The sequence below is a fragment of the Gemella haemolysans genome, assembly GCF_028308085.1.
In the GTDB taxonomy this organism is placed as follows: Bacteria; Bacillota; Bacilli; order Staphylococcales; family Gemellaceae; genus Gemella; species Gemella haemolysans_D.
In genome coordinates, this window is record NZ_JAQMFS010000046.1 from 1 (window position 1) to 254 (window position 254).

Below are 254 nucleotides of genomic sequence, written 5' to 3' on the forward strand. Positions count from 1 at the left end.
GAGAATCTTCTATATCCTATTACTGAAAATATATTTTTTTTATCTAACTGTTTTAGTATGTCTAGAGAATAATATCCGCTATCTAACGCAACTTTTCCTGGTGTTAATCCGAAATTTTTTTCTATCTGATTTAATCTATCTATATATGGACCACTATCATGAACGTTTCCTGGAGTTATGTGACAATCCATGATTATATTATTTTTCCCATCTACTGTTCTATGGTCTAAATACATAAAACCTTCTTCTTTATG

At 29.1% G+C, this 254-nt stretch carries 1 protein-coding gene; it reads right to left on the reverse strand.

What is annotated here, in order from left to right:
* Positions 1-236 (reverse strand): transposase (locus tag PNO30_RS03250; protein WP_420319624.1); only part of this gene is annotated, 236 nt, incomplete at its 3' end.
* Between the last annotated feature and the right edge of the window lie 18 nt (positions 237-254).